The organism is Azospirillum sp. A26 (genome assembly GCF_042604635.1).
Lineage (GTDB): Bacteria > Pseudomonadota > Alphaproteobacteria > Azospirillales > Azospirillaceae > Azospirillum > Azospirillum palustre.
Map to the genome: position 1 here is coordinate 2,246,045 of NZ_CP170472.1, position 17,822 is coordinate 2,263,866.

General features: G+C 67.8%; 22 protein-coding genes. All 22 read left to right on the plus strand.

Annotation, left to right across the window (positions count from 1 at the left end; translation table 11 throughout):
• Position 1 precedes the first annotated feature (1 nt).
• The 22 genes from ABNQ39_RS11265 to ABNQ39_RS11370 all read left to right on the plus strand — a co-directional run bounded on the left by ABNQ39_RS11265 (position 2) and on the right by ABNQ39_RS11370 (position 17,750).
• Positions 2-913 (plus strand): AAA family ATPase, encoded by a 912-nt coding sequence (locus ABNQ39_RS11265; protein ID WP_376957698.1) that lies wholly within the window; start codon positions 2-4, stop codon positions 911-913.
• Between the two features lie 4 nt (positions 914-917).
• A complete protein-coding gene (locus ABNQ39_RS11270; RefSeq protein WP_376957699.1) occupies positions 918-1,841 on the plus strand; it encodes a hypothetical protein in 924 nt (307 codons plus the stop codon).
• Positions 1,838-2,338 (plus strand): hypothetical protein, encoded by a 501-nt coding sequence (locus ABNQ39_RS11275; RefSeq protein ID WP_376957700.1) that lies wholly within the window; start codon positions 1,838-1,840, stop codon positions 2,336-2,338. The genes ABNQ39_RS11270 and ABNQ39_RS11275 overlap by 4 nt, the downstream gene beginning before the upstream one ends.
• Positions 2,332-2,745 carry a hypothetical protein gene (locus tag ABNQ39_RS11280; RefSeq protein WP_376957701.1) on the plus strand — a complete coding sequence of 138 codons (414 nt, stop codon included), beginning with the start codon at positions 2,332-2,334 and terminating at the stop codon, positions 2,743-2,745. Before ABNQ39_RS11275 ends, ABNQ39_RS11280 begins: the two co-directional genes overlap by 7 nt.
• A 60-nt stretch (positions 2,746-2,805) precedes the next feature.
• A complete protein-coding gene (locus ABNQ39_RS11285) occupies positions 2,806-3,921 on the plus strand; it encodes a helix-turn-helix domain-containing protein (RefSeq protein WP_376957702.1) in 1,116 nt (371 codons plus the stop codon).
• A gap of 47 nt (positions 3,922-3,968) precedes the next feature.
• Positions 3,969-4,934 carry a hypothetical protein gene (locus ABNQ39_RS11290; protein ID WP_376957703.1) on the plus strand — a complete coding sequence of 322 codons (966 nt, stop codon included), beginning with the start codon at positions 3,969-3,971 and terminating at the stop codon, positions 4,932-4,934.
• Positions 4,935-5,073: 139 nt separating this feature from the next.
• Positions 5,074-5,367, plus strand: coding sequence for a hypothetical protein (locus tag ABNQ39_RS11295; protein ID WP_376957704.1), 294 nt, complete (start codon positions 5,074-5,076; stop codon positions 5,365-5,367).
• Positions 5,368-5,369: 2 nt separating this feature from the next.
• Positions 5,370-5,699 (plus strand): terminase gpA endonuclease subunit, encoded by a 330-nt coding sequence (locus ABNQ39_RS11300; RefSeq protein ID WP_376957705.1) that lies wholly within the window; start codon positions 5,370-5,372, stop codon positions 5,697-5,699.
• Positions 5,700-6,030: 331 nt separating this feature from the next.
• Positions 6,031-6,528 (plus strand): hypothetical protein, encoded by a 498-nt coding sequence (locus ABNQ39_RS11305; RefSeq protein WP_376957706.1) that lies wholly within the window; start codon positions 6,031-6,033, stop codon positions 6,526-6,528.
• Positions 6,464-7,447 (plus strand): phage terminase large subunit family protein, encoded by a 984-nt coding sequence (locus ABNQ39_RS11310; RefSeq protein ID WP_376957707.1) that lies wholly within the window; start codon positions 6,464-6,466, stop codon positions 7,445-7,447. Before ABNQ39_RS11305 ends, ABNQ39_RS11310 begins: the two co-directional genes overlap by 65 nt.
• A complete protein-coding gene (locus ABNQ39_RS11315) occupies positions 7,444-7,680 on the plus strand; it encodes a hypothetical protein (RefSeq protein ID WP_376957708.1) in 237 nt (78 codons plus the stop codon). The genes ABNQ39_RS11310 and ABNQ39_RS11315 overlap by 4 nt, the downstream gene beginning before the upstream one ends.
• Positions 7,673-8,008, plus strand: coding sequence for a hypothetical protein (locus tag ABNQ39_RS11320; protein WP_376957709.1), 336 nt, complete (start codon positions 7,673-7,675; stop codon positions 8,006-8,008). The genes ABNQ39_RS11315 and ABNQ39_RS11320 overlap by 8 nt, the downstream gene beginning before the upstream one ends.
• Positions 8,005-8,958: a helix-turn-helix domain-containing protein gene (locus ABNQ39_RS11325; protein WP_376957710.1), complete on the plus strand. Its 954-nt coding sequence runs from the start codon at positions 8,005-8,007 to the stop codon at positions 8,956-8,958. Before ABNQ39_RS11320 ends, ABNQ39_RS11325 begins: the two co-directional genes overlap by 4 nt.
• 49 nt (positions 8,959-9,007) lie before the next feature.
• Positions 9,008-9,388, plus strand: coding sequence for a hypothetical protein (locus ABNQ39_RS11330; protein ID WP_376957711.1), 381 nt, complete (start codon positions 9,008-9,010; stop codon positions 9,386-9,388).
• 450 nt (positions 9,389-9,838) lie between these two features.
• Positions 9,839-10,390: a hypothetical protein gene (locus tag ABNQ39_RS11335; RefSeq protein ID WP_376957712.1), complete on the plus strand. Its 552-nt coding sequence runs from the start codon at positions 9,839-9,841 to the stop codon at positions 10,388-10,390.
• Complete coding sequence (locus ABNQ39_RS11340) at positions 10,377-12,263, plus strand: phage terminase large subunit family protein (protein WP_376957713.1); 1,887 nt, start codon at positions 10,377-10,379, stop codon at positions 12,261-12,263. Before ABNQ39_RS11335 ends, ABNQ39_RS11340 begins: the two co-directional genes overlap by 14 nt.
• Positions 12,264-12,344: 81 nt before the next feature.
• On the plus strand, positions 12,345-13,802 hold the full coding sequence (locus ABNQ39_RS11345) for a phage portal protein (protein ID WP_376957714.1): 1,458 nt from the start codon (positions 12,345-12,347) through the stop codon (positions 13,800-13,802).
• Complete coding sequence (locus ABNQ39_RS11350) at positions 13,795-15,648, plus strand: prohead protease/major capsid protein fusion protein (RefSeq protein WP_376957715.1); 1,854 nt, start codon at positions 13,795-13,797, stop codon at positions 15,646-15,648. The genes ABNQ39_RS11345 and ABNQ39_RS11350 overlap by 8 nt, the downstream gene beginning before the upstream one ends.
• 2 nt (positions 15,649-15,650) lie before the next feature.
• Positions 15,651-15,866: a phage head-tail joining protein gene (locus tag ABNQ39_RS11355; protein ID WP_376957716.1), complete on the plus strand. Its 216-nt coding sequence runs from the start codon at positions 15,651-15,653 to the stop codon at positions 15,864-15,866.
• A 3-nt stretch (positions 15,867-15,869) separates the two neighbouring features.
• The gene (locus ABNQ39_RS11360; RefSeq protein WP_376957717.1) at positions 15,870-16,217 is read left to right on the plus strand and encodes a capsid cement protein; all 348 of its coding nucleotides are present in this window, start codon (positions 15,870-15,872) and stop codon (positions 16,215-16,217) included.
• Positions 16,218-16,300: 83 nt separating this feature from the next.
• Positions 16,301-17,143 carry a head-tail joining protein gene (locus tag ABNQ39_RS11365; RefSeq protein WP_376957718.1) on the plus strand — a complete coding sequence of 281 codons (843 nt, stop codon included), beginning with the start codon at positions 16,301-16,303 and terminating at the stop codon, positions 17,141-17,143.
• A gap of 106 nt (positions 17,144-17,249) precedes the next feature.
• On the plus strand, positions 17,250-17,750 hold the full coding sequence (locus tag ABNQ39_RS11370; protein WP_376957719.1) for a hypothetical protein: 501 nt from the start codon (positions 17,250-17,252) through the stop codon (positions 17,748-17,750).
• The last annotated feature ends 72 nt before the right edge of the window (positions 17,751-17,822 follow it).

Here is a 17,822-nt window from a genome sequence, read left to right on the forward strand (position 1 = left end):
CATGGCCGAGTCCTTTGTTCCGAACACCACCATCCGCCGGTTTGCGGAAGTGCTGATGCCGCAGGACGCCGAGGCGCCCATTCTCAGCCGGCCGATCCGGGCCGCCGTCCACCAGTGGCGCGTCGAGCTGGGGTCCGTGAAGGAGTTGGAAGCCGTCGGCATCAAGCCCCGCCGCTCCGCCCTGCTGTTCGGCCCGCCCGGATGCGGCAAGACCACGCTGGCGCACCATCTCGCTGCCCGCCTGGGCCTGCCCCTCGTGGTGGTCAACATGGCCTCGCTGACGAGCTGCTACCTCGGTGAGACGGGGCGGAACATCAACGCCCTGTTCGATGCCGTCATTGAGCAGGCCGACAGCTGCGTGCTGTTCCTGGACGAGTTCGACTCGCTCTGCTCCAAGCGCCGGGCGGCCGAAAGCAGCGGGGGGCAGGAACGCAACGCCATCGTCGTCTCGCTCCTCCAGAAGATCGATCAGTTCCCCGGCACCATGCTGGCGGCGACCAACCGCTCCGACGATGTGGATCCGGCCATCTGGCGCCGCTTCGGCCTCCATCTCGACATCGTGGAGCCGGACGACGAATGCCGGACGGCGATCATCGTCCGATACCTCCAGCCGTACACCCTGGCGCTGGAAGGGCTGAAGGAGCTGTGCATCGCCACGGCTGGCGCATCCCCGGCGCTGCTGCGCCAGCTCATGGAGGGCATCAAGCGGGACATGGTCATCAGCCCGAAGCTGTCGTCTCCCAAGCAGCCGATGGACCTGACCGCGTCGGGCGTCTTCGCTCGCGTGCTGGCCTCCGTCAAGCCGCATTCCGACACCCAACAGCCGCCCCTCTGGACGACGCGGGATGCGCGCAAGCGCGTGGAGGGCATCGCATGGCCTCCCTCGCTCTCCAGCGCTGGCGGGGAGGGCTGACCCCATGGAAAGCATCGTCAACACGGCCCCCCCGCTTCGGGAATGCCCCTGCTGCGCTGGCCCGGCCTATCCCGGCATCGTCCGCTATGATGCGGCCACGGTGCGGGAAAACGGCTGGTCGCAAGACAGCTTCCACTCCGTCAGTTGCGCCGTCTGTGGTCTCAAAATGTCGGGCATCGTCGGCTTCAAGACGCCGGAGGCTGCCGCCGAGGCCTGGAACCGGCGGGAGACCGATCTGCCCGTGCTGAAGGCCAGCACGGAGGCGCTGACCGGTACGCTCGTGACGATCAAGAAGCTCGCTGACAACAACAAGGACTGGCCGGCACTTCGCCGTTCCGCACTGGAGGAGATCAGTGTGGCGGCCGGTTCCGCCACGATGCAGGCGTCGACGGGGACCATCAAGCCCCCGATCCCCCGCCCCGACTATTCGCACCTTCGCCCGGAAGGCGGCAGGTTCTCATTCGCCTATAGCCCGGACACGGAGCTGCCGTGGGTGGGGTGGCGGTTCGATGACCGGGAGGCCGCGCACCAATTCCGCATGATGCTGGACAGCCTGCGTCAGCAGCCGCTCATGCCGGCTATGCCGAGCCCTCCAGACCCGCTGGGGCGAGTTGTTTCCCCGGATGGAGAGTGGCTTCCTCGCATGTGGGACCTTGCCCTCGGTGCGACCGACAGCGAGGCAAACGCCACAGCCATCACTCTCAAGATGGTTGCGGCCAGTCACGGCTACCGTGCCGCCTGGGTGCGCCAGGAGGTGCCCGACGAGCTGGCCGATGCGTCCCCGGCCACGATCCTGGCGCAGGTCGCGCCGTCCAGCGACGTTCCGCCGGGATGTCTGCTCGTGGGTCGAACGATGGACGAAGACGGGATCGTCAACTGGTACGTCCGGCCGGTGGAAGACATCGCCCATGGGGGTGTGCAGTCATGAACCTCCGCATCCTGAAGAAGCTGTCCAAGCGTGCCGCCCCGCTGCTGGCCCATTTCGGCGTTGGCCACGTCGAACTGTTCCTGTCCGAAAGGTGGGAAGGCTACACGGGCCTTCTGATCCGGGATCGGACGTGCTGGATGCGCGGTCGGTCCGCCCACGGCGAGATATGGGGTCACGAGGTCAAGCGCCCAGCCCGAGACGGAAACGGCTGGGTCTGCATGCGACCGCCCAATACCACCCTGAAGGGCACGCCCATGGTTGGGCAGATGTCGGCTGGAGAAGAGCCCGAGTGGAACGAGCATACCGCGCTGGAGGAGTTGATGGACTGCGTCAGGTGGTCCGGCAAACCCGACACCATGACGAACGCCGAATGGGCGTTGGCGCTACGCATCACACGCGTCACTCCGATTACCCGCGCCGAAATCAGCGAGATGCTGGAGGACATGCACGACGCGGCCAAGGGTGATCCCGCGCTCATGGAGGAAGACGCATGCTGACCCGCCGCTCTTTCCTGGCCGGCCTCTTCGCCGCGCCGGCCATTGTCCGCGCCTCGGTCATCATGCCGGTGCAGACGATCATCATCCCGCCTCCCTTCATGGTCGGGGACACCATCGACGTCCGCCTAGGCGCCTGGAAGGCCTTGGGCGTCTACGTGCTCACGGGCCGGGTCCGGAGACTGGAGGGCGACAACGTCATCATCGGGAACGGCTATTACGGCACCGATTTCGGCGAAGTCGCCATCCCCCGCTCCTGGGTGAAGCTGGACGAAGGCCTGCCCGGCAACCGTATCAACAACCCCAGCATGCGGCACCGCCTGATCCGCAACGAGCGGAGTTCGGGCCTGATGTACCCGGAAGACATCCACGATCCGCGCGTCAAGGCGCTGGCAGGGAGGGTCGCGTAACTGCGCTGGCAAAGGACTGATGACCTTCCCGTCTTGCACAAGCGTGCTGGAGCTTCCCGGATGACCAAAGACCTGACCGACATGGTGTGGGACGCCGTGGGCATCCGAGCCACGCCCAGGCTCGTCCTGTTGAGGATGGTGCGGTATGCGAATGGGGCGGGGGGGAGCATTTTCCCCTCCATCTCCTCCCTATGCGATGCGATGGCCCTTACCCCCCCGACCGTGCGGGCCGCGCTGGCGGAGCTTCAGGATATCGGTGTCCTCGCGCTGGTGGCGAAAGAGGACCCAATCACCCATCGGCCGCGCGAGTACCGCATCGTTCTGGAGCGCCTCGTCGGCATGCGGGGCGCCGATACCCCCCCTCAAAATTCTTTCCCCATCCCCTCAAAGGATTTGCCCCACCCCCCCTCAAATTCCTTGGGGGGAGGGGGCAAAATTCTTGAGTTCCCCCCTCAAAATTCTTTCCCCTCCCCCTCAAAGGATTTGCCCCCCTCCCCCTCAAAAAACTTGCCCCATCCCCCCAAGAATTTTGACCCATCCCCCCAAAATTCTTGCCCCATCCCCGCAAAGGATTTGCCCCATCCCCGCAAAAATCTTGCGGCAGATCTATCTGCTGCTATTGCTTCTGCTGCTGCTAACACGGGCGCGAATGAGGATTTAGAAACTTCCGTCATCAGCCCGAGCGCCATCATCGCGGCTTTCGATGCCGCATTGGTGGCGACATTCGGACCGCAGCATGCGCGCCGTCGTCCGGCGGAGGGCGACGAGGAGGTGGCCGCCGCCTGGATCGACCGGGGGGCTGACTTGGCCCTGTGCGAGCGGGTGTTCCTCGCCGCCCAAGATCGCCGCGCCAAGCTCGAACAGGACCCGATTGGCTCGCTGTCGTGGTTCGACAACCGGATGACTGCGCAAATCCAGGCCCGCACGGCGCCCTTCCCCGACGTGTCCGCAGATCGCAGCGGCTTCTCCCTGTCCGATCCTTCGGCGCCCGTCCAGCAGGAGCCGAAGTTCGGCCGCTCGTCGCCGGCAACCCGCACCGTCTGGCGGATGCGCCTGACCGACTGGCGCGACAAGGCCGTCTGGCTGCCCGCCTGGGGCGCCAAGCCCAACGAACGGCGATGCGAGGCGCCGTCCGACCTGATCGCCGAAATCCTGCCTCAACGCGAGCTGCTTTGAGCCGGTGGCCCCGCCCCGCCAACAGCCCAGATGACCAAGGTGCTCCCATGAAACCCGCTTCGAAACCCGCCGCGCCTGCCGCCGACGATGGCCCCGCCACCTTGCCCGTCGTGCTCACGTTGACCGTTCCAGCCCACAGGCGGGCGGACCTTCCGGATGTCTTCACCGCCGAGGTGGAGCAACGGGGGCGTGTGCTTGCCCGCCGCCACTTCCGGCAGGCGGACGGCGGCGGGATGGAGGACGTGACCGAGCTGGTGACGGAGGTGCTGCTCAGCCGGAAGCGCGCCGCCACGTCCGCCAGCCAGATGGCCCAGGCCGAGGCGGCGCTCGCTTCGGCCAGCAAGACGCCCCGCCACCATCGCGAGGCCCATGGCGGTCTGGTGGACGAGGAGACCATGGCCGGTGGCCGGACGCGCTCCCGCGCCCTCACGGCCCTCGGCACGATCCGACAGCGCGACCTGCTGACCACGCGGCAGTGGGAGGCCGGCGACCGGCTGGCCCAAGATGCCAAGATCATCGCCGGGGCGAGGGAGGCGAAAGACGACGTCGCGTGCGATGGTGGCGGCACCCGCGATTGGGAGGACTTCGCCATCGCAGCGAGCCGCCGCCTCAACCTCGCTCGCGAGGTGTGCCAGTCCATGGCGTGGTACGAGGGGGTTTCACCATGGGTGCTTGTCGAGCGCGTGGTTCTCCAGGATCAGGCGCTCACCGATGCCGTTGGCAGCAAAGCGCAGTCCGTGGTGCGGCGGGGCAAGGTTGCCCTCCGGATCGGGCTGGATGCGGTCGGGGATGCCTACGGGCTGCCCGCGGCGGTCACTCGCACGAACGTCCTGCGCGACGGGATACCGGTGCCCATGACGGTGACAGAAGACCTGGACGGGAAGGACCGGCAGGAGGAGCTGCGGCGTGTGTGGCGCTCCATCACGCTCGACGGGAAGCCATGGGTTGCCACGGGCGAGACTATGCCGGACCTGTACGAGGTAGCCAAGAAACGCCTGAAGGAGCGCAGTTAACACTTTCGGGTTGACGCGGATACGACATCGTGTATTTTTTGATAGTCCCGACGCAGTGGGGCAAGCCACCCTGACGCGATGTCGTATTCAACCCGCCCGGTCTTCCGCGGCGGGTTTTGTCATTTGGGGATCGCCGAACATGGAAAACCTACCGATCCCCGATGTCGGGGAAACGCTGACCCGTATCTCCGTCCTGTCCCCGGCTGCCCAGGTCGCCGCCGTCGTCGGCATTGCCTGCATCGCCATCGCCTGGATTTGGACGCGTCGCCCGGCACAGGGGCCGGGGATGGAGACCTTTCAGCTCGTCATCGCCTCGTTGACCGAGCAGGCGAAGGCCACCAATGCTCTCGCCGAGCAGGTCGAGCGGATCGTGGAACAGAACTCCGTCATCATCGCCCGCCTGCCGGTCGGCGTGGTGGAGCGGGTGGGCTGACCATGGATCGCAAGCCGCTGTCCCAGAGCATCGCCGACTTGGCCGACGCCGTGGAGCGGCAGGCTGTCGCCGAGGGCTACGCCGACGCCTCCCGGTTCGTCCGCCCCCTGATGCAGGACCTGCCTGACGGGCGCATCGCTGTGGGCGCCATGGACGGCTTCACGGCCCTGGTGAGGGCGCCCGCCGCTGACATCGTTCTGACCGCTGGCGTCGACGTGGCACGCGACCGCATCGAAATCCAGGTCCGCAGATGGGGCCGTCAGCCTCCCCGGACGGAGCGAAACGAGGGGGACTTGAGCTGTGGCGAAGAAGCCGGCACCGCGGGCCGCTAAGCCGGGCAGCAGCGGCGCTCGCGGCTCGGGTAGGGGGATTGCGGGCAAAGCCACAGGACGCACAGGCGGGGCCACAGACGGCACGGCAGACGGCAAGCCGGGGGCCCCTGGAGGGGGGAGTACCGGGGTCTGGGGTAGACGACCGCAGCCTAACCCCAGCCATGGGGGTCAAAATCCGGTTTACACCTCCCCGGAGGAGGAAACGTACGAAACCCAGGCCGATTTCGCCCGTCGGCACGGGGTTTCGCGCCCCGCCGTGGGGAAATGGAAGACCCAGGGTTACCTTGTGTTTCAAGGCGATAAGGTCGATGTGCGGGCCAGCGATGCGAAGATGCGCGACGCTGGTCTCGGCCGGTTCGGGAAGGCTGCCGGTGCCGATGCGCCGGTGTTAACCGGCGACGACGGTTTACAGCCGGGTTTACAGCCACCACCCGCCGAGCCGGTTTACACACACCCGCCCGTCGGCAGCGCGCCGATGGATTACAGCGCGGCCGAAGACTTCCTCCAACGCTTGCTCAACGGCCAGTTCGCCAGCATCGCCGTGGCCGGTCAGGTCAAGGAGAACGCCCTGGCTGGCGTGCGCGTGCTGGAGTTCCTGAAGACTGCCGACCGCCTCGTTGAGATGGAGGTGGCGAAGGACGTGCTGTTCGAGCAGGCGCGCAGCTTCCGCGAGGCCCTCATGACTTGGCCGACCGACATCGGACCCCGGCTGGCCGCCGAGCTGGGGCAGCCGGCCGACAAGGTGACGGGGGCACTGACGCGCTATGTCCACACGCTCCTCACCGACATCGGCGAACCGGACCCCGAGTTCGCCAAGCCAAGCGAGTAAGGCCGACGCTCTGCGGCTGGCGTGGCGCCGCGGTCTCGCCCCGCCGCCGCGGATCTCGGTTCCCGAGTGGTCGGACCGGTTCCGTCGGCACAGCCAGACGGAAGGTGGCGGCAAGTGGAAGACGGCCAAGCAGGAGGTGGCGCGCGGCCCGATGCTGGCGGTGACCGAGCCGGGCGTTCGGACGATCACTGCGATGTGCGCGACGCAGATCCTGAAGTCGTCGCTGCTCCTGTCGGTGTTCGGCTACTTCGCCCACCTGGACCCGTGCCCCATGCTGCTGGTGCAGCCGAAGGACGACGCGGCCGACGCCTTCTCGAAGGAGCGCATCACGCCGATGATCGCCGCCACCCCGGTGCTGCGCCGGCTGGTGGGAACGCGGAAGACGCGAAGTTCGGACGAGACCATCGGCTTCAAGAGCTTCCCCGGCGGGTTCCTCGCCATCGTCGGCGCAGGCTCCCCGACCAACCTCGCATCTCGCCCGATCCGGGTGGTGCTGGCGGACGAGATCGACAAGTACGAGGCGACCAAGGAAGGCGACAGCATCGCCCTTGCCGAGGAGCGGCAGGCGAAATTCGAAACGAACAGCCTGTCCCTTCGGGTGTGCTCCCCTTCGGTGGAGGATGAGAGCCGCATCGCGGCCAGCTACGCCAAGTCGGACCAGCGCCGGGCGACGGTTGCGTGCCCTTGCTGCGGGCATCGCCAGTTCCTGGATTTCTTCAAGCACGTCCAGTGGGAGAAGGCTGAAAGCCAGGAAAATTCAAATCTTATCAGTACCATAGCCCCCATTTTGGGGGCTTTTTTCTTGCTCGGTCCCGAAGCCGACATGGCAGATACGGCCGAAGAAAATCAATGGGTTAGGAAGACGCGAGGCACGGCCACGCGACAACGATGCGACATGAAAACGGAGCTAACAAGATGACGGACAAGGCGAACTCGCCACAGAGCGCGGCGGGAGATCTCTGCTACGGCCTGAAAGCCATTGCCGCCCACCTGGGGGTGGACCGGCGCCATGCGAAGTACCTGCATGAGTCCGGCCGGCTGCCGACCTTCACCATGGAGGACGGGCGCACCGTCTGCGCCCTGCGGTCGAAGCTGAATAGCTGGCTCGCCGCGGTCGCCAACGCTGGCAGGGAGGGCGTCTCCAATGACTGAGGTGAAGATAACGGGCATCCGCGTCCTGCACCGCCCCCGTGAAGTCGGGGACCGTGGTTCGAGCATCCTGGCCTATTTCGACTGCACCATGGGCGGGCTGGCGTTGCTGGGCTGCACGCTGGTCCGCACCGGAAGGCGCGGGCTGGTGGCGAACCCGCCGACGATCCCCGGCCCCGAGGCGCAGCGGCGCGCGGTGTTCATCACGGACAACGCCATGCGGCACCAGCTGATGGAGGCGGCGCGAGCGGCCTACAAGATGTTTGGCGGGCTGCATGCCGAATGGGAGCCGACCGCCGGCCGGGCTGACCAGGGGGAAGGCGATGAATGAGCATTTTCCTGATGGCGGCGGCATGGCGCGTGCGCCTCAAGAACGCGGCCGCCAAGGCCGTTCTCGTGAGGCTGTGTGACTTCGCCGACGATAACGGCGCGAACGTCTTTCCGGCAGTGCCCACGGTCGCGCGGGATTGCGACCTTGGCGAAAGAACCGTTCAGGAGGCGTTGCGTCGCCTGGAGGCGGACGGCCTGTTGGTGATGGTCCGTGAGGCCGATTTCTCCCGGCGCCGTCCGCGTGAATATCGGATCGACGTCACCGTGCTTGGGCAGATGGCCGAGCCTCACGACGAACGTCGGACAGGGCGCCGAACCGGTGCAGGAACCGCACCGGCGCAGGACGCGCACCGGTGCGGGAGCCACACCGGCGCAGAAAGCGCACCGGTGCAGGAGCCGCACCCCACCGGTGCGGCAGCCGCACCCAACCCACCATTAGATCCACCAAGAGAGAAAACAGACTCTCCCGCGCCCGCCGTACCGAAGCGGACCCACACCGCGCCCGACGACGAACCCGAGGGCTTCGCGGACTGGTACGCCGCCTATCCCCGCAAGCGCGATCCGGGGCAGGCCCGCAAGGCGTATCGCGCCGCCCTGCGGAAGACGTCGCCTGCCGTGCTGCTGATGGCGGCCCGTGCCTATGCCGACGACTGCCACCGCACCGGCCGCGACCCGAAGTTCACCAAGCACCCCACGACCTGGTTAAACGCCGAAGCATGGACCAACCCGCCCGAGCTGACGGAAGGAGGTTTTCACGATGGCCAACACACCCGCTCCCCTGCACAAGAACCCCGCGGCGCTGCCGCAGTTGAGCAACTGCTCGCCCGCCTTGGCGAAGGTCTTGGAGACGCCCAACGTGGGGCGGACGACGGACCAGGGTTATACCGTCCTGCCTGGGACTTGGACCTGTCCGCAACACCTGCCCCCGACGATCCGCCGGGAGGCGAATAGCCGGGCCAGCGCCCTGTCTGCCGCGTTGGCAGCGCAGCCTGCGGATTGGGTGCCGCTCGCGTGGCTGGTGAAGCTGGCCGCCCTGACCGCCGGCAGTAAGCCCCTGTCGGAGATCGAGGCGCAGGCCCGCGCCTATGCGGCCATGCTGCGATATCCCGCCTTCGTCTACAGCGACGATGCGTTACGGGAGGCGGGCTGCCACCGCTTCAAGTTCTTCCCGGCGCTGGCCGAGCTGTGCGCCTTCTTTGACGAGAGGGTTGCGACCATCCAGGAGGAAGAGCGCCGCTGCGTCCTGATCGCCAAGGCTGACGGGCGCACCCGGCCGGCTGACGAGTGGCGCCCGCCGACCGAGGAAGAGGCCGCCGAAGTTTCGCGATATCTGGACGGCGCGCTGGGTCCGAACCGGGGGCGCATCAAGCGCATGCCCTGATCCGGGGCGCCGCATCCGCGCTCCCATTTCGTTCCATCCCTGAAAATCTGGAGACATCCCCATGACGGACTGCAAAGCCCGAACCCCTTGCTGCGCCCCGACTTCGGCCGGCAGCAGCCCAACCGGCGCCCCATTGTCACGTCTTGAGCTGATCGAGCAAGCGCTCGCGCCCGCGATCTTCGACAGCCGGCCTGTGCGGCGCTCCCACATCGACGCAGCATTGAAGGCCATCGGAGAGCCTCCGGCCCGTGACAGCGAACTGGACGGCGTCCTGGCGGGCTTGCAGGCCCGCCGCAGGGCCGGGGGTGGGTGGGGTCGGATGGGTCCTTCCCGGCCGGACAAGGGCAGTCGGGGCTGACGGCCCCATCACGTTCCTAGCGTGTCACCGCTGTTAAGGCTTAACGGGCACAACCCTAAGCCGCACCCCTCTTAACGCCCCTGAGGTGCCTCATGGCCGACCCCGTCATTGAAACGAAAGCTGCCTTCGCCCGTCGCGTCGGACTGAGCCGAGCGCGCGTCACCCAATATGCCGCCAAGGGATTGCCCGTCACGCCTGACGGCAAGGTGGATGTGGGCGCGGCGCTGGAGTGGATGAGCCGCGAACTCGACCCCACCCAGCGCGTCGCCCAATCCAAGGCCAAGGCCCGCCCCGCCCTGGTCCCCCCGGTGCCCGTCCCCGTGGAGGGGGACAACGACTCGGAGGGAGAGGACGACGGCAACCTGATCGCCGCCCGCACCGAACACGAATGGCTCAAGGTGGAGCGCGCCCGGCTGGCGCTGGAACTCGCCCGCGGCGATGTGGCGCCCTGGGCTGAGATCAACCGCGTCCTGTTCGAGCATGGCCGGCGCAACCGGGATGCCTGGATGGCGTGGGCGCAGCGCGTGGTTCCCAACATGGCGGCGGAACTCAAGGTGGACGGCGGTACGCTGACGGCTGTGCTGCGCAAGTTCGTGACCGCCCATCTTCGCGAGCTGTCGGAGGCCGCCCATGTTGAGCGCTGACATCGAAGCCCGCGCCCTATCGAGTATCGCGGCCGGGCTGGCCCCACCCCCGGACCTGTCGCCATCCGAATGGACCGAAGCGCGCCGCAAGCTGGATGCCGGAACCTCGATGCCGGGGAAGTTCTCCTTCGATGCCACGCCCTATTTCCGCAAGCCGCTGGACGATCTGTCCACCACCAGCGGCATCAAGACGGTTGTGGTCTGCGCTGGCGCCCAGCTCGGCAAGACGGAGTTGCTGCTGTCGGCGGTGTGCTACTGGATCGCCAACGATCCCAAGCCAATCATGTGCGTGTGGCCCACGGTCGACGTGGCAAAGCGCGTCGTCATGTCCCGCCTCGATCCGGCCTTGGCCCTGGTGCCCGAGGTGAAAGCCCGCCTGATCCCGGAACGCAGCCGCGAACGCGGCAACACCACATTCCATAAGCGCCTGATCGGGGGCGGGGATCTGATCATCACCGGAGCGAACGCCCCGGCCCCGCTGAGATCCAGCCCGATCAACTTCGCCCTGCTGGACGAGGTGTCCGCCTTCCCCGGATCGACCAACGAGGGCGACGTCCTCGACCTCGTGGCCGCCCGGCAATTCACCTACCCGTTCACGGCCAAGACGCTGTTGACCAGCACGCCCTTGGATGAGGGCACCTGTCGCATCACCCGCGCCTATCTGGAGACCTCCCAACAGAAGTATTTCGTTCCCTGCCTTCAGTGCGGGCACGCCTTCGTCATCTCCTTCGCGGACATCCAATGGCCCAAGGGGCAGCCGGAAAAGGCCGTGCTGGTCTGCCCGAGCTGCGGGCGGCCCCATGACGATTTCGACAAGCCCGAACAGCTTCGCAACGGCGAGTGGCGGGGAACGGCTGAAGGTGGAGACTCGACCATGGCCGGCTACTGGATTTCCGGTCTCTATTCGCCCTGGCTGCGCTACGGCGCCATCGCCGCTTGGCATGCCAAGGCGCGCAAGGACCCGCCCCGGCTGCGGGTGTTCGTCAACACCGTCCTGGCCGAAACATGGCGGGTGGAGGATGGCGAGGGCCTGAAGGACGATGGCTTGCCCGGCCGGCGGATCGACCACGGCGGCGTTTTGCCGGCGGACACGTTGCTGGTGACGGTGGGCGTGGACGTTCAGGACGACCGGCTGGAGGCGCAGTTCATCGCGTGGCACGCGGAGGAGCGCGCCACCGTCTTCCGCCATGTCATCCTGTACGGCGACCCCAGCGGGAAACAGGTCTGGGCCGATCTGGACGATCTGCTGCACACGCCGATCCCGCATGGCCGCGCCGTGCCCGATCTGGTGCCGCGCGCCGTCTGTGTCGACTCCGGCGGGCACCACACCAGCGCCGTCTACGCCTACTGCCGCGCCCATGCCCGCGAGCGCTATTGGGCGGTGAAGGGGCGCGGCGGCCCCGGTGTGCCGATCTGGCCGAAGCGGGCCGGCAAGGGCAAGGGCGGCGCGAACGTCTTCACCGTGGGTGTGGACCAGTGCAAGAGCATCCTCTACGGGCGTCTGCGCAACGGCGAAGCGGGGGCGCCCGGCTACATCGGCTTCGACGCCTCGCTGTCGGATCCGTGGTTCACCCAGCTTACGGCCGAACGGGTGGTGACGCGCTACAACAAGGGGCATCCGGTGCGGGAATGGGTGCTGCCCGACAAGGCGCGCAACGAAGCGCTGGATTGCTTCGTCTATGCGCTGGCGGCGCTGCATGGGCTGTATGCCATGGGCCTGGACCTGGGGCGGGAAATGACGCGGCTGATGGATGCTCCATTGAAGGCAGAGGCGCCGGCCGGGCCGTCGCAAACCGCGTCGCCGCAGACAACCGCGGCGCCATCGGTGCGCCCACGCGGCCCCATCCGGTCAAGCTATCTGCAAAGAGGTTGATAATCCTATTTAGGATCAATTTCTTCAACATCGGCATGCTGTCCTGTATTCTGCTGGTCTCGACTTCACCGGGGACCGCCGATGCTTGGGACCGTCCGCCGCCTTTTCTCCACCATGACAACCGGGCGCCGCTCCCTCGACGCGGCCGGTGGTGGGCGCCTGGGCAACGCCCGCACCGTCCGCAATTTGAATGCCGACATTCTGGCAACCACCGCAACGATCCAGCGCCGGGCCGCCTATTTCGCCCGGAACAATGCCCACATCACGGCGGCAGTGAACGCCCTGGTGACGAACATCGTCGGCGCTGGCATCAAGCCGTCTTCACAGCATCCCGATCCGCAGACGCGCGAGTTCCTGCACGCCCTGTGGGCACGTTGGACCGACCAATGTGACGTGGACGGCTTCGGCGACTTCTACGCCATGCAGGCGCTCATGGTCCGCCAGATGGTGGAGGCGGGGGAGAGCTTCGCCCGCTTCGTCACCTTCGGCCCCGGCGATGGGCTGGAGGTGCCGTTCCAGCTCCAGGCGATCCACCCGGCGCAAGTTCCGGTCGAAACCCTGTCGGCGCTGGTGGACAACCGCATCCGGGGCGGGATCGAGTTCGACGCCGCCGGCCGGCGCGTCGCCTTCCATGTGCTGCCGGCCCGGCCGGACGATCCGCTGGCGCCGCTGGCGGAGCTGTGGAACCCGGTGGCGATCCCGGCACGGGACATGGCCCACCTGTTCCACGCGGTGGAGCCGGGGCAGCTTCGCGGCCTGTCCTGGCTGGCTCCGGTACTGCTGGCGGTGCATGAGGTTGACCAGCTTCAGGACGCCGCCCTGGTGCGCGCCAAGCTGGCAAACCTGCTGTGCGCGGCGCTGGTGGACCCGGACGGCAGCGCGGGCGGGCTGCCGGGCGACACGGCCGGCGGGGTTCTGGACTTCGGCCTGGAGCCGGGAACGATCATTCCGCTGAAGCCCGGAACCTCGCTGGAGTTCTTCGACCCGAAGGAGAGCGAGCACTACGGCGCATTCATCAAGAGCCACCTGCAAGCCATCGCCGCCGGCTTGGGCGTGCCCTACGAGCTGCTGACCGGCGACCTGTCCGGGGTGAACTACAGCTCGATCCGGGCCGGGCTGGTGGAGTTCCGCAAGCGGCTGGAGCACTGGCAGCACAACGTCGTCGTCTACCGGCTCTGCCGGCCGGTGTGGGACCGCTTCATCCGCACGGCGGTTCTGTCCGGGCTGATCGACTTCCGCGCCTACGAGGCCAACCCGGCGGCGTTCCACCGAGTCGAGTGGCTGCCGCCGAAACCCGTGTGGGTGGACCCGAAGAAGGACGCCGAAGCCGAGATCCTGATGGTCAACGCCGGCTTCAAGAGCCGGGCGCAGGTGGTGACGGGGTTGGGCTACGACCCCGAACAGGTGGATGCGGAGATTGCCGCCGACGCTGCCCGCGCCAAGCGCCTGGGATTGAGCATCGGCACCGCACCGGCACCCGCGCTCCCATCCCCGACCGACAACGCCCCCACCGATCCAGAGAGCGCTTCCGATGACTGACACCCTGACCCGCGCCCTTGGCGGCGCCACCCCGGCCACGCTCAACCGCGAGGCCCGCACAGTCGATGTGGTGGCCCTGTCCGGGCTGGCCCCGGCCGTTCGCAAGGCCCCGGCACCGGATGGCACGGCGGAAGCCTGGATTGAGGAACTGGACGCGGCCGGCGCGGACCTCGCGCGCTTCATCGGCGGGCCGGCGCTGAAGGATCATCGCGCCACGACCGATAACGCCGTTGGTGTGGTCGATGCTGCGGCGCTGGCGGCCGGCGGGCGCATCGTCGCCACCGTGCGCTTCTCCCGCAAGCCGGCTGCCGATGAGCTGATGGCCGACGTTGGCGACGGGATCGTGCGCGGCGTCTCGCTCGGCTACCGCGTCACGAAGTGGCAACTGGCCGGGCGCCGCGATGGCCTGCGCGTCTTCCGCGCCGTCGCCTGGGAACCCTACGAGCTGAGTTTCACCCCGGTGCCCGTCGATGCGGGCGCCATCGTTCGTTCACACGAGGACACCATGACCACGACCCCGACGGCGGCGACGGCCGACACCCCGGCGCAGACCATTACCATCACCACCCCGGCCCCGGCCGGCGACCCCAACACCCGCGCGGCGGTGAACGCGGAGATCCGCTCCATGGCCCGTGTGGCTGGGCTGGATCAAGCCTGGATCGACGGGCAGATTGATGGCGGCGCCACGGTGGACGCCGCCCGCACCGCGGCGTTTGCCGAGCTGACCCGGCGCGGCGGCGTCACCATCACCACCGCGGCGCCGATCACGGTCGGCACCGACCACACCGACCCCAGCGCCGTCCGCCGCAGCATGTCCGACGCGCTGGCCGCCCGGCTGTGCCCCGGCCTGGTCAAGCCCGAGGGCCGGGCGCGCGAGTTCATGGGACACCGGGCGCTCGACATGGTGGGCGAACTGGCGGTGGCGCGCGGCCAGCGCTTCAACCGCTTCGACCAGAACGCATTGATGGAACGCGCTATCGGGGCGCACACCACGGGCGACTTCCCGCTGCTGCTGGCCGACGCCGGCAACAAGATCCTGCTGGCGCGCTACGCCGCCGCCAACCCGACCTATCGCCAGTGGGCGGCCCGGCGCGGCTTCACCGACTTCAAGCCCCACAAGTTCCTCCGGGTGGGTGACTTTCCCGCCTTCAAGAACTTGGCCGAGTCGGGGGAGGTGAACTACGGCACCATGTCGGAGAACCGTGAACAGGTGTCCGCCGCCGAGTTCGCCACCGGGATCATTCTGGGCCGCCGCGCCCTGGTGAACGACGACCTGTCGGCGCTCTCGGACTTCTCCAGCATGATCGCCATCCGCACGGCGGCCGACGAGAACCGTCTCGTCTACGGGCTGCTGACCGCCAACCCGGTCCTGTCGGACGGCAAGGCCCTGTTCCACGCCGACCACGCCAACAAGGCCGCCGCCGGGTCCGCCATCACCGTTGCCAGCGTCGGGGCGGCGGTGGCGGCGCTGCGCAAGATGAAGTCCTTGGACGGCATCCCGCTCAATCTGGCGCCGCGCTTCCTCGTGGTCGGGCCGGACAAGGAGCTGGAGGGCCGGCAAGTCCTGGCCAGCATCACCCCGACCAAGGCGGGCGACACGAACCCGTGGGCCGGGCTGATGGAACTGGTGGTGGACGCCAACATCACCGGCAACGGCTGGTATGTGATGGCCGACCCCGCCCTGTGCCCGACCGTGGTCTATGGCTACGTCGCAGGTTCCGAGGGACCGCAGATCAAGACGGAAACCGACTTCGATAGCCAGTCCGTCAAGGTCCGGGCCGGTCTCGACTTCGGCTATGGCGTTATCGACTTCCGGGGCGCTCACCAGAACGCCGGGAACGCCTGACCGTGGCGGCGCTGGCCGACCTCATCGCGTGGCGGGACGCTCTCCAGGCGGCCCGCTACAGCGGCGCCCGGCGCGTGGTCTACGGCGGCAAGGAGACGGAGTTCAAGAGCGACTCTGAGATGGCCGCCGCCCTGGCCGCGCTTAACCGCCAGATCGACGCCGCCGGCACCGTGCCGCGCGTCTCCCTCATCCGCGTTTCATCCAGCAAGGGGATCTGACCCATGAAGACCTTCATTCAGAACGGCGCCTCGCTCACCGTCGCCGCCCCGGCCGGCGGCGTCACCAGCGGGGGCGGTGTCATCGTCGGCGCGCTGTTCGGCGTGGCTGCGACCACGGCAGCCGAGGGCGAGGCCCTGACCATCGCCACGGTGGGCGTCTACGAGCTGCCCAAGCTCGGCACGGCGGTGATTGCCGCCGGGGGCTTGGTGTCCTGGGATGCGACCAACCATCGGTGCGATGCGCCCGGCGCTGGCCGCTATCCCATCGGGGCCGCCATCGAGGCCGCCGGCAACGCCGCCGGGACGGTCAAGGTGCGCCTGGACGGCGTGTCCACCGTCGCCGCGTCCTGATCCGCCACATGTGACGGGCGTGCGGCCCGCCCGATCCCCGGCCGGGGAAGGCCGCACCCCTTCCTCTTCCCCTCCGGTGCTCCATGATCGACTTCGACCGCTTCGCCGTTGCGCCGGCCTTCCTCGCCTTCGGGGAGGCCGCGACCTACACCCCGCCGGCCGGATCGCCCACCCCTTGCCGCATCATCCGGGAGGGGGGCGGCAAGCCGGTGAAGTTCGGCCCGGTGACGGTCTACCTCTCCAGCTTGACCTTCGACGTGCGGGCATCGGACGTGCCCGCTCCCACCACCGGGGGCGTGTTCCAGGTGGGCGCCATGACCTACACCATCACCGGCACGCCCTATCACCCCGAGGATGACCCGCACGGGCTGGTGTGGAGCTGTGGCGTGCTGTGGGGCGCCCCGATCCGGTATCGCAGCTACGCCGGGGACGGCGACACACAGAACCCGCCAAGGGGCAGCGAATGGGAGCTGGCGGCAGCAGCGGGGGCCGGCGCGGTGTCGATCGCTATTGCCGGCTCCCTGGCGAGCGGCCAGCTTCGGCCGGGCGACCGCGTGACCATCGGGAGCATGGTCTGCACCATCACCACCACCACGAAGGCTGCATCCGGGCGCTTCGATGGAGTGGGCATCGCCCCAGCGCTGGCTGCGCCTGCTGCTGTCGGGGCGCCTGTGACACTGACCTTCGCCCGCGACTATTCCCTGTTGGCCGGGATGGCGGGCTATGACGACACGTTCGCGGGCGCCATCGCCACGGGAACCCGGCGCATCATCGTCATGCAGGATCGCTTGACCGCCGCCGGCTGCACCGATGCGCCGAAGCTGGGGGATGTGGTGACGTTCGAGGGGCAACCCTTCGCTGTGGGCGCTGCGACCGCGCTCTATCAAGGGGCCGCGCCCTTCGCCTGGGACCTGCAATGCAAGTAGTATTTTCAATCATGTAGCAGAGACGCTAGCAAATCCTAGCAGTCTGTGTCCAAATGCTAGGAGCCATGCTAGCGTCCTGCTAGCTGCATCAACCGAGAGGAAAGCTATGGCCGCCGACACACAACAGGTGAATGTCCGGCTCCGGCCGGATCATGCGGATCTCGTGCGGCGCGTGGCTGCCCGGCTGAAGGCGGAGGACGGGTTCGCGGGCGCGCTGGAGAACCTTCTGTCCGCCGCCGTCCCGGCCCCATCCCCGAAGCCTTCAGAGGATCGGGTGGTGGCGCTGGAGGCCGCCGTGGGCGAACTGCGCCAGCGGGTGGCCGCATTGGAGGGGGGAGGGGTTCCGCCGTCCCCGAAGGCATCGAGCACGAAGACCCCGACCAAGCCGAAGGCTACGGCTGCACCGGCCCCCGCCTTGGGCACCGGCATCATGTCGAAAGCCGACTATGCCCGCTGGCATGGCGTCTCCCGGCCTGCCGTGGGGAAATGGAGCGAGGCGGGGCATCTGACGATGGCCGGCGACAAGGTGGATGTGGCCGCGTCGGATCGTTGCCTGTCTGCGCTGGGCATGGGGCGGTTCAGGACGGAAGGGAAAGGGGCGACATGAGGTGGTGCTAGCCGCGGGGCGCATCCTTGCCGGTGAAATCGGCCCCAGCATCTACGAGACCGAGGCGGGCAA